Raw genomic sequence first — 11652 nt, 5'->3', positions numbered from 1 at the left:
ATCTCCGAGCCACTCAGCCCATTAGAATTCCCAGCCTGAAGGACCCCCATGTCAGACGAGATCCTCGAGCGGCGCAAGCGGCTGCTCCAGCAGCGACTGCGTGAACAGCAACTCGCGCCCGCCCAGGCGACACCCGAGCGCGGCAGGCGCCCCGGCGAACCGGCTCCGCTCTCGTCCGCGCAGCAGCGGATGTGGTTCCTGCAGACGGTCGCGCCGGAGGACACGACGCTCAACGTCTGTGTCGGCTACCGTCTCGACGGTCCACTGGACAGCGCGCGACTGCGCGCCGCTTTCGACACCGTCGTCGCGCGGCACGAGATCCTGCGCACCACCTACCACGCGGGCGCGGACGGCGACCCGTATCAGATCGCGCACACCGATCTGGGAATCGCCTGGCAGCAGCACGATCTCAGCGACCTGTCCGAGGAAGGGCGAGGCAGGCGGCTCGAAGTCCTGGCGAGGCGGGAATTCACGCGTCCGTTCGACCTCACCTCGGAGTCTCCGCTACGGGTGACGCTGGCGCGCACCGGTCCGGCCGAACACGTGCTGGTGCTCACGATCCACCACATCGGCTGGGACGACGATTCCTGGTCGGTCTTCTTCGCCGAGCTCAACGCCGCCTACCGCGGTGACGCGCCGGCGGAGATCCGGTCGCAGTACGTCGACGTGTCGCTCGCCGAGCGGTCCGCCGACGACGACGCCGACCTGGCGTACTGGCGCGCCCGGCTGACTCCGCTGCCGGAACGACTCGAGTTGCCCGGGGCGCTCGCCGCGACCGCGGCCACGCGCAATGCCGACAAGTGCGTGCTGCCGTTGCCGCCCGAACTGCTCGACCGGGTCACCGAGGTCGCGCGCGAACGTTCGGCGACCCCGTTCATGGTGCTGCTGTCCGCCTTCCAGGCGCTGGTCAATCGGTACACGGCGGCGACGGACTTCCTCGTCGCGGTGCCGGTGACCGACCGCCGAGGCCGCGACGCCGAGGCACTGATCGGCTATTTCGGCAACACGCTGCTGTTGCGGGCCCGCATCGATCCGGCGCAGACGTTCGCCGGGCTGGTCGACGCGACGAGGGACGCCGCCCGCGACGCGTTCGCGCACCAAGGCGTCGGCGTCGAACGGGTCGTCCGCGAGGTGAGCTCGGACCGCATCGCGGGCAGCGACGGCCTGGCCCAGTTGGTGCAGCTGAGCTTCAGTGTGCGCGGCGGGGCGAACGGCTTCGATCTCGCCGATGTCGGATCCACCGAGCTGCCGTGGGGAAGCGCGGTCGCGCAGGAGCCCCTCGGCCTGATGGTCGTCCTCGACGACGCGGGCGCGCGCGTGGAAGCCACCTATCTCGTCGACGAGCTGGACCGGTCGGTGGTGGATCAATTGCTGCGGCACTACCTGGTATTGCTCGCCGGCGCGGTGGGCGATCCGGGGCAACCGGTCCGCGCGATCGACATCCTCGGCGCCGCCGACCGCGCCGAGATCATCGCGGCGTCGCACGGTCCGCTCGTCGACGCACCGGCGACCACCTTGGTCGACCTGGTGCGGCGGCAGGTGGCGGCGACCCCGGATCGCGTGGCGGTGGTATCCGACGACGCCGAACTCACCTACGCCGAGTTGAAACGGCGGGCGAACCGGCTGGCGCACTGGCTGATTCGGCGCGGTGCCGGACCCGAGCAGCTCGTCGCGCTACGCATGGCGAACTCCATCGAGTTCATCGTCGCGAGCCTCGCGGTGCTCGAGTCGGGCGCCGCGTACCTGCCGATCGATCCGGCCTATCCTCTGGATCGCATCGAATATCTGCTGTCCGACGCCCGGCCGACGCTGTCGTTCGACGCCGACGCGATCGCCGCGGCGATGACCGAGGCGGCGGCGCTGCCGGACACGGAACCGACCGACGCCGACCGCACGGCACCGCTGCGCCCGTCGAACATCGCCTACGTCATCTACACCTCGGGCTCCACCGGGCAGCCCAAGGGCGTGCCCGTCCCGCACGACGCGATCGCCGACCACCTGGTGAATTTCGCGGCCGACTGGGACGCGAGCGTCCCGGAGCGGGTCCTGCAGGCGACCTCGGTGAGCTTCGACGCGTCGCTGGCCGACATCTTCCTGCCGCTGATCGCGGGCGCGAGCATCGTGGTCCCGAAACCCAACGCATACCGCGACATTCCCTATGTCGCCGAGCTGATCGCCCGGCACGGGATCACCGTGCTGCACATGGTGCCGTCGCTGCTGGCGACCTTCCTCATGCTGCCGGAGGCGAACGACTGGCGGGCGTTGCGGCACGTGCCGGTCGGCGGTGAGGCGCTGCCCGGCGAGATCGCCGACCGCTTCGCCGCGCAATTCGACGCCGATCTGCGCAACCACTACGGACCCACCGAAGCCGTCGTGTGCTCGACCTCCATGCCGGTCGACGGGCCGCAGGGCACCAGGATCGTGCCGATCGGATTCCCGAACCGCAACGTCTACGTCTACCTGCTCGACGACTCGTTGCGGCTGGTGCCGCCGGGCGTGCTCGGGGAGATCTACCTCGGCGGCCGTCAGCTCGCCCGTGGCTATCTGGACCGGCCCGCCCTGACCGCGGAGCGGTTCGTCGCCGATCCCTTCCTGCCCGGCGGCAGGCTGTACCGCACCGGTGACCTCGCCCGGCGCACCGCCGACGGCGAGATCGAATTCGTCGGGCGCGCCGACGAACAGGTGAAGGTGCGCGGGTTCCGGATCGAGCTCGGGGAGGTGGAGGCGGCGGTCGCCGACCACCCCGGCGTCGCGCAGTGCGTCGCGATCGTCACCGACCACGAGCGGCTCGGCCCCATCCTGGCCGCGTACCTGGTACCCGCGCCGGGAGCCGAGATCGATCTGCAGCAGGTGCGCGCGACGGTCGCGGCGACGCTGCCCGAGCACATGGTCCCGGCGGCGTTCGCGGTGATCGACGAGGTGCCGCTGAGCGCGCACGGCAAGCTCGATCGCCGCGCGCTGCCGGAGCCCGTGCTGGCGAAGACCCACAGCTACCGTGAGCCCGAGTCGCCCACCGAAATCCGGCTCGCCGCCCTGTACGGCGAGCTGTTCGACGCCGAGCGGGTGGGCGCCGACGACTCGTTCTTCGAACTCGGCGGCCACTCCCTGCTCGCGGCCCGGCTGGTCGCGCTGGTGCGCGACACCTTCGGGGTCGACATAGACGTGCGCGCGCCGTTCGACACCCCGACGGTCGCGGGCCTGGCCGCGCATCTGGTCGCCCGGTATCACGATCAGTTCGGCGAGAATCTCGACGAGGTCACCCCCACCGGACGCACGGCTGGCGACGACGCCGCGATGCCGACGAAACAGGCACGCCCCGAGCGGGTTCCGCTGTCGTACTCGCAGCGTGCGTTGTGGCTGCGCCGCAAGCTGGAGGGTCCGTTCGGCTGGGAGAACTTCCGGTTCGCCATCCGTTTCGACGGTGCACTCGACATCGACGCGCTCTCCGACGCCCTCGCCGACGTCATGGGCCGCCACGAGTCGCTGCGCACGAGCTTCCCGGAACATGAGGGGACGCCGTATCAGCGGGTGGCCCCGGCCGGCCCGGTCGAGCTGCCGCGCACTGTGCTCGACGGTGATCCGGACACGGTGGCTGCCCGGCTGGAGGAAGCTCTGGAAGCCGAGGCGAGCCACGTCTTCGATCTGGCGGCGGAGTCGCTGGTCCGATTGCGCCTGTTCGTTCTGGACGAGCGAACCCATGTGCTGTCGGTGCTGGCGCATCACATGGTCACCGACCGGGAATCGTGCCGAGTGTTCATCGAGGACCTCACCGTCGCCTACCGGGCGCGGGTCGGCGGCGCCGCTCCGTCCTGGCCGGAACTGACGCTGCAATTCGCCGATTTCGCGGTGTGGCAGCGCGACACCTTCGACCACGCACCCGGCCGCGACGATCTGAGCGAATACGGCCGTAGACAGCTCGACTATTGGCGGGGCGCCCTGGCGGGGCTGCCGGTGGAGATCGCGGTCGCGCACGATCGCCCGCGGCCCGCGCGGCTCGGCCACGCCGGCGTGAGCGCGACCCGCATCGTTCCCGCCGAGACGTGGCAGGCATTGCGATCGCTGGCCGAGACGTCCGGCGCGACGGAATTCATGCTGTGCCAGGCGGCGGCCGCGGTGCTGGTGCACACGCTCGGCGGTGGTGACGACGTGCCGATCGGCGCGACGGTCGCCAACCGGCCCGGGCGATCGGTGGACCGGCTGATCGGGCTGTTCGCCGACATGATGGTGTTGCGCAACGACCTTTCGGGCGAACCGACGCTGCGCACCGTGCTCGAGCGGGTGCGCGAGTCCGCGCTCAGCGCCCTCGGCCATCAGGACGTGCCCTTCGAGCGAATCGTCGAGACGCTCAACCCGCCCCGGGTACTCGGCCGCAACCCGCTGTTCCAGGTGATCATGCAGTTCGGGCACACCGCGCCGACGGTCGATTTCGCCGCGCGCGGGGAGGCGACGCTGACTCCGCTCACGCCGCAGTACGACGCCGCGTTCATGGACTTCCACCTGGACTTCCTGGTGCAACCCGGCGGCGAACTGCTGGTGCGGGTCGTGGTGAACTCCGAGCTCTACGACCCGGCCTCCGGCGAGGTCTTCGTCGACACGCTGGTGCGGATCTTGTCCGCGTTCGCCACGAAACCCGATAGCGCGGTGCGGGAATCGAACCTCGCGCCGGAGGGCTGGGACACCGCGCGCACCGTGGTGCGCTACTCGACCACGGAGGTCGCGGTCGGCGAGGCCGAACCAGGCCCGCCGCAGACCGAGACCGAGCGCACGCTGGCCGCACTCCTGGAGGAATTGCTCGAGATCACCGACGTGGGCCGCACCGACGGATTCTTCGCGCTCGGCGGCGACAGCGTTATCGCGATCCAGTGGGCGGCGCGAGCGGGCGAGGCGGGCCTGGCGCTGACCCCGCAGATGATCTTCGAGTACTTCACCCTCCACGAACTGGCGGCGGCGGTGGACGCGGCCACCGATCAGGCCGCGCAGGCGGCGCCGGCACCCGAGGAACATCGGTACGAGCCGATGTCGGCCTCGGGGCTGTCCGGTGACGCGTTGGCCATGCTGCGCGAATCATGGTCCGCGCAACGATGATCCGTGAGAGCCGGTCGTGGTCGGCGGACCGCGACCGGCTCACGATTGGTCCGCGGCGCGCCGCGGCGATTAAGGTCTACGGCGATGGATTCCGTGCCTGCGTGGTTCCTGTTCCCGGTCATCCTGGTTGTCGCCGCTATCGCGGCCGGGCGATGGTTCCTCGTCGCGGACACCATCACCGATCGCATGATCAACCGGGCGTGGGCGTGGAATGTCGGTGGCCTCGCGCTCTATGTCACCGTCAGCGCGGCGGGATTCCCCGTACTCGGCCAGCGGCTGTTCCTGTGCTGCGGATTGGTGACCACCGCCGTCGTGCTGGTGCTCGCGCAACTGGTCGCGGGCGCGCGGCCCGAGGTGACGTTGCGACGGCAGCGGATCTACAACGCCGTCGCCGCCGTCGCTTCGGCGGTGACGCTGGTGATTTCGCCTGCCGCCCGGGACGTGCTGCACGTCGGATTGGACGAGATCGTATGGACGCTGTCCGAGCTGCCCATGGCCGCCAGCGGGTATCTGGTGGCGCAGGCAAGTGTCCGGGAGTTGCGGACCGCCGCACGTTCGCTGAAGGAGAAGCTGACTTATTCGATTCTGCTTTTCCTCGCGGTGTATTGGGCGGTGGCGGCACTCCTCACTGTCGTCCGCGCGATGGGTGGTGTGCCGCCGAGTCATCCCGGGAATGTCTTGGCGGTCTCGTCGTTCTTCTGCCTGCTGGTCGTCGCGACACTCACGGCGATACCACTGTTCACCGCCGTGTTGGTGCGAGCGGGGCTGGATCGGGCAGGCCGGCGTTGTCGCCGCCTGCATCCCCTGTGGTGTGACCTGACCGCCGCCGTTCCGGAAGTCGTCTTGAGCCAAGAGGACAGCGGCGCGGCGTCACGGCTCTATCGGATGACGGTGGAGATCCAGGACGCCCTCCTGCATTTGAAGCCCTACATGCCGTCCCCGGCGCCGGAACGCGAGGCCGCCTCCGGTCCCGGTGCGGGTGATCATGCCCGTCGGATCGCCCATGCCGTCCGGTCCAGAGCCGCCGGGCTCCGACCGGTCGCGCAGGCGGCCCCGTTCGCCGCGCTGCCATCCGGTAGCCGCGATCGTGCCCATGGTCTGCGTCAGTTGCTCGAATTGGCTCGGGAATGGCCGAAAGCGCGCGCCGATGTAGGTTAGGCAAACCTATTTAGGCTCGGCTAAGCTATGCCGCAGCAGTCTCGGTCCGCCGATCCGGCGGCAGACAAGGAGTGGCAGCGCGATGGAGTCGACACAGCGTCGGGCAGAAGGAATGGTGGACATCGGCCTGGAGGAGATCCGGGCCGCGGTGGCCGGTCAGCTGGGGCTCACCGCCGCGGACATCGCCGATCACGACGACCTCATCCAACTCGGGCTCGACTCGATCCGCACGATGAAACTCGCGGGCGGCTGGCGCAAGCGTGGCGCCGACATCAACTTCGCTCAGCTGGCCGCCAGTCCCACGGTGGCTTCGTGGCACGGTCTGCTGGGCGCGAACGACGCCGCCGGGCGATCGGCAGAGCCGGTGCCGATCGAGACGGTGCCGATCGAGACGGTGGCACCGATCGCGGCCACCGACGACGAGTCGGCTCCGTTCCCGCTGGCCACCATGCAGCACGCGTACTGGATCGGCCGCTCCGACGAGCAAGAACTCGGCGGAGTCGCCGCGCACCTGTACGTCGAATTCGACGGCGGCCGCATCGATCCCGCGCGACTCGAGCGCGCGGTGGCCGAGCTCGTCGCCGCACATCCGATGCTGCGCACCAGATTTCTGCCGGATGGCACCCAGCAGACCATGACCGCCCCGGGCAAACCGGTGTTCGGCGTCGTCGACCTGCGCGATCGGTCCCCCGAGGAGACCGAGGCCGCCTTGACCGAGTTGCGCGAGCGCAAGACCCATCAGCGCCTCACCATCGAAGACGGCCAGGCCATCGACGTCACGCTCACCCTGCGCGACCCGGACCACAGCAGGCTGCACCTGGATGTCGACATGCTCGCGGGCGACGCCATGAGCTATCGCGTGCTGATCTCCGATCTGGCCGAGCTGTACCACGGGGCGGCCGTGCCTGCCCCCGGCTATACCTACCGTCGCCACCGCACCGAGCACCAAGAGGACGTCGCCGCTCGCGACCGCGACCGGCAGTGGTGGCAGGAGCGGCTGCCGGAATTGCCGGGCGCACCGGAGCTTCCCACCGTTCCGGTCAGCGAGCGCACCGACCCGAACCGCACCGTGCGATACGACCACTGGCTGCCGCCGGAAGCCAAGCAGCGGTTGCTCGCCGCCGCGCACGAGCGTGGCATCACGCCGGCGATGGCATTGGCGGCGGTCTTCGCCGAGACCATCGGCGGTTGGTCGGCGCAGAGTCGCTTCCTGCTGAATGTGCCGCTGTTCCACCGGGATCCGGTGCACCCCGACATCGACCGCGTGATCGGCGATTTCACCTCCTCGATCATGCTCGAGGTCGACGTCACCGAGAGCATGTCGGTCACCGACCGCGCCCGCGCGCTACAGCGGGGGATGCACGAAAGCGGCGCGCACACCGCCTATTCCGGGCTCGAAGTGTTGCGCGATCTGGGTAGGCAGCGCGGCGAGCCGGTGCTGGCCCCGGTCGTCTACACCAGTGCTCTGAATCTGGGCGAACTGTTCGCCGACAAGGTCACCGAAACCTTCGGCGAGCCGGTGTGGATCATTTCGCAGGGACCGCAGGTGCTGCTCGACGCGCAGGTCACCGAGGTCCGCGGCGGGCTGCTGCTGAACTGGGACGTGCGCGCGTCGGCCTTTCCCGACGGCCTGATCGACGCCATGTTCGCCTGGTACTGCGCGGCCATCGGGCGGCTCGGGGAAGGCGCGGCGGGGTGGAACGCGGAGGCCGCCGTGCGGCTGCCGGTCGCCCAAGCCGAGGTCCGCGCCGCGGTCAACGCCACCGACGGCCCGGTCAGTGCGCGTTGCCTGCATCAGGGCTTCTTCGAGCACGCGGCGGCGAATCCCGGTGCACCCGCGGTGCTGTGGGGGCTCGGCGACGAGCAAGGGGTGTGGAACTACGGGGAATTGGCCGCCCGGGCGCTGGCCGTGGCGGGCGCCTTGCGCGCCGAGGGCGTGCGGCCCGGCGACGCGGTCGCGGTTCAGCTGCCGAAGGGGCCGGACCAGGTCCTTGCTGTGCTCGGTGTGCTCGCCGCGGGGGCGACCTACGTCCCGATCGGATCCGATCAACCGGTCGGGCGACGCGCGGAGATCCTGCGCACCGGCGGTATCGCTGCGGCGCTGACGATCGAGGGCGCGGACCTGGGGGCGCCGATCGCGTGTCTGTCCATCGATGCGGCCCGCGACTACCCGCGGCCGCTGGCCGCGCCCGTCTACCCGGATACCGGCGAGATCGCCTACGTGCTCTTCACATCCGGATCGACCGGCGTCCCGAAGGGCGTCGAAATCCCGCATCGCGGCGCGATGAACACCATCGACGCGTTGAACGAATGGTTCCAAGTCGGCAGCACAGGTCGCGCGCTCGGACTGTCCGCCCTGGAGTTCGACCTCTCCGTCTACGACATCTTCGGCCTGTTCGCGACGGGCGGATCGGTCGTGACCGTCGATCCGGAGCAACGCGCCGGTCCGGCCACGTGGGTGGAGCTGCTACGCACGCACCGGGTATCGATCCTCAACTGTGTGCCGAGCATGCTGGACATGATCCTGGAGATCGGCGGTGACCAGCTGGGCGATTCGCTGCGCGCGGTCATCCTCGGCGGGGACTGGGTCGGCGCGGATCTGGCCCGCAGGCTCTCGGTCCAGGTGCCGGGTTGCCGTTTCGCCGGTCTCGGCGGCGCGACCGAGACCTCCATCCACACCACCATCTGCGAGGTGAAGGGCGAACCGCCGGCGCACTGGGCCACCGTGCCGTTCGGCGTTCCCTTGCGCAATGTCAGGTGCCGCGTCGTCGGTCCCGCGGGCCGGGACTGCCCCGACTGGGTGCCCGGCGAACTGTGGGTCGGCGGTGTCTGCGTCGCCGCGGGCTACCGCAACGACCCGGAGCGGACCGCGGAGCGTTTCGTCGAGCACGACGGTATCCGCTGGTACCGGACCGGTGATCTGGCCAGGTACTGGCCCGACGGCACGATCGAATTCCTCGGTCGCGCCGACCATCAGGTCCAGATCCGCGGGTACCGGGTGGAGCTGGGCGAGGTGGAGAGCGCGCTGCGCACGGTGCCCGGCGTGCGGCACGCCGTCGCGGCGGTCGTCGGTGCTGGCGCGCCCAAGCTGGTCGCCGCCGTCGCGGGTGACGTGGCCGAGATCGGCGACATCACCGCGGCGGTCTCGGATCTGCTGCCCGGCTACATGGTCCCCGCTCGCGTCGAATTCCTGGCGCGGATGCCGTTGACCGCGAACGGCAAATTGGACCGCCGCGCCGTGGTCCGCCTCCTCGAACCGGAGGCGGAGGAGGATCAGGCCACCGCCCCGCGCGACGACGTGGAGGCCGCGTTGGCCGATATCGTCGCGACCGTCCTGGGGATCGAGGCGATCGGCGTGCACGACGACTTCTTCGGCCGCGGCGGCGATTCCGTGCTCGCCACCACAGTCATCGCCCGGGTACGCGAATGGTTGCAAGCCGACCACGCCCTGGTCGCCGACCTCTTCGCCACCCGTACCGTCGCGCGGTTCGCCGAGCGGCTACAGGAACGCGAAGGCCAGGACGGCAGGCTGCCCGCGGTCGCCCGGCTCTACCTCGAGGTGGCATCGATGACGGACGAGGAGATCCGCGCCCAGACGTAACGAGGGCCCGGCTGCGGAATGCTCCCGGCTTACGGCCTGCTCGCCGAGCGTGCCGCGGCGATGGAACCACAGAACGGGCAGGCGCCTTCCGCTTGTGGGAACTCGTCGTCCTCCGTGTAGGCGTCCGCGACCAGGAATCCGCACCAGTGCAGGTCGTCGGCGAACTGTGTTTTGACGGCGATCGGCACGTCGGCGTCGGCCGCGCCGAGCCCGTCGAGCAACGCCAGCAAGCGCGGGTCGTGGATGCGCAGATCGCACCACGCCCGCGGGTGCTCGAGCACGAAGCCTTCCGAGTCGCGATGCAGCACGGCGAATTTCGACAGCGTCGCCGACCAGGGGAGCGGTGTGCTCGGTCGCGGCGCGGACCGCGTGAACGGGCGGATGGTGTAGAGGTCGCGTCCGCCGTCCCGCACCGTGATCCACAGCCAGCCGTCGTCGGCGAGCCTGCCCATCAGTCCGGCGACACCGTCACCGCCCGTGGCCATCTCCGCCAGGGTGGCCGGTCCGCGGTTCAGTGTTTCCAGCGCTTGGAGCTGACCGGCGGTCAGGCCGGTCAGCTTCTCCTGGTGCGGCGGATCGGTCAGCACCGAGCCCGCCGTATCGGTCAGGCAGGTGACGCCGTGCCGGAACGCGAATCTGGTCTGCTGTGCATATGTGGCGGCGGGCAAGGGCCGAACCTCCGCTGCTTGTGGGATCGAGCTGACCGGCGCGTCGCCTATTTCGCCGCGGCGGCGAAGGCGGGTTCCAGCTTGGCCAGGATGTAGGGCACCGAGAGCGCGGTGGGGGTGTTCACGGCGCTGATCTCCTGGGTGGTGAGGAAGACGACCGAGCCCTTCTTTACCGCTGGCAAGTCGGCGTATCCCGGTAGCTGCCGATACTTCTCGTCCAACCCCGGCGCGTAGCCGGCCAGCAACAGATCGGCGGTCAGCTCGTCGACCCGTTCCGGGGACAGGGCCAGCCTGCCCTGGTTGGCGGGCAGCTCGGTGAGGTTCTTCGGAATGCCGAGACCCAGTTGGGTGAACACCTTCGACGACCCGTCGCCGGGGTCGGTCAACACCATCAGCTGTGCCGGACCGGCCAGCCAGGTACTGGCGAACGTCTTGCCCTTCAGGCCGGGGTTCGCTGCGGCGATGGCGGCGATCTTGTCGTCCACCTTCGCGATCACCTTGCTCGCCTCGTCCGTCTTGTGCAGCACCTTGCCGAGGGCGGTGACCTGGTCCTGCCAGGGCGCCACGGACGCTTTGCTCAGAGCGGGCAGCGTCGGTGCGACACGGGACAGTTCGTCGTAGGTCTTCTGATCGGCGATGAACGGGTCGACCAGAATCAGGTCCGGCTCCAGGGTCGCGACCTGTTCGGCGATATTCCCGGTGCTGGTGAGCGCCTTCGCCGACTCGAGACTCTTGGGCTCCCACGGCGGCGTGCTCTTGGAGGCCACCGCGACATTGTCGAGGTATCCGACCGGGACGACGCCGAGCGCGAGCGTGGTGTCCAGCCACTGGTTGCCGAGGGCGACGATCTTCTTCGGGGTGCCTTCGACGGTGGTCTCGCCACGGGCGTGGGTGATGGTCACCTTCTCGCCACCGGACGCCGACTCGTCCTCGGAGGATCCGCACGCGGCGACGGTGAGGGCGAGAACTCCCGCCATCAGAGTCAGCGCCGCCCGCGGCCAACGGCCGCGCGTCCGAACGAACTTCATCGTCGCACCTTCCTTCAAAGCAAATCAGCCAAGGCTAACCTATCTTGCCCTGCGGCGGGTATCCGGTTGATGGTTACATCCGCTAACTATATAGTTAGCGGTGGTAACTATC

At 69.6% G+C, this 11652-nt stretch carries 5 protein-coding genes; 3 read left to right on the top strand and 2 right to left on the bottom strand.

The features are described 5' to 3' along the window. Positions 1-48: 48 nt before the first annotated feature. The 3 genes from ABZ420_RS19920 to ABZ420_RS19910 all read left to right on the top strand — a co-directional run bounded on the left by ABZ420_RS19920 (position 49) and on the right by ABZ420_RS19910 (position 9844). Positions 49-5085, top strand: a complete 5037-nt coding sequence (locus ABZ420_RS19920) for an amino acid adenylation domain-containing protein (protein WP_357124587.1) — start codon at positions 49-51, stop codon at positions 5083-5085. Positions 5086-5169: 84 nt separating this feature from the next. After that, entirely contained in the window at positions 5170-6243 is a 1074-nt protein-coding gene (locus tag ABZ420_RS19915; RefSeq protein ID WP_357124585.1) for an MAB_1171c family putative transporter, read from the top strand. 112 nt (positions 6244-6355) lie between these two features. Next, positions 6356-9844, top strand: coding sequence for an amino acid adenylation domain-containing protein (locus ABZ420_RS19910; protein WP_357124641.1), 3489 nt, complete (start codon positions 6356-6358; stop codon positions 9842-9844). A gap of 29 nt (positions 9845-9873) precedes the next feature. Here ABZ420_RS19910 and ABZ420_RS19905 read toward each other — a convergent pair whose 3' ends face one another. Continuing rightward, positions 9874-10512 (bottom strand): hypothetical protein, encoded by a 639-nt coding sequence (locus tag ABZ420_RS19905; RefSeq protein ID WP_357124582.1) that lies wholly within the window; start codon positions 10510-10512, stop codon positions 9874-9876. Positions 10513-10559: 47 nt separating this feature from the next. After that, a complete protein-coding gene (locus ABZ420_RS19900; protein WP_357124579.1) occupies positions 10560-11540 on the bottom strand; it encodes an ABC transporter substrate-binding protein in 981 nt (326 codons plus the stop codon). Positions 11541-11652 lie beyond the last annotated feature (112 nt).

It is taken from the genome of Nocardia sp. NPDC005745, assembly GCF_040630775.1.
Classification (GTDB): domain Bacteria; phylum Actinomycetota; class Actinomycetes; order Mycobacteriales; family Mycobacteriaceae; genus Nocardia.
This window is presented reverse-complemented; position numbering and strand designations above follow the sequence as displayed.